1 pseudogene is annotated in these 252 nt (G+C 64.3%); it reads left to right on the top strand.

The features are described from left to right. Nucleotides 1–252, top strand: a pseudogene (locus tag SB756_RS33040) (TonB-dependent siderophore receptor); the annotation flags it as partial.

The following is a 252-nucleotide window of genomic DNA, read 5'->3' as shown; positions in this document are numbered from 1 at the left end:
ATTGGCGGGCCGTCATCCTTCCTGCACGGCGCAGGTGCCGTGGGCGGCTCGATCAACTACATCACCAAGCTTGCCAGCCGTGACCAGCAGACCCTCGACGGGCGCGTACGCTATGGCAGTTACGATGACTCGGAGGTGGCCTTCGGCATCAATCAGGCACTGGCCAGCAACCCCGCCGATGCCCGCCACTTCATGCGCCTGGATTTCAGCCGGGGCCAGGGCAATGGCTACATCGACCGCAACCAGCGACAC

Origin of the sequence: Pseudomonas sp. SIMBA_068 (assembly GCF_046534705.1) — a bacterium.
Taxonomy (GTDB): Bacteria; Pseudomonadota; Gammaproteobacteria; order Pseudomonadales; family Pseudomonadaceae; genus Aquipseudomonas; species Aquipseudomonas putida.
Note: the sequence above shows the minus strand (reverse complement) of the source record. Positions and strands in the feature narration are given on the sequence as shown.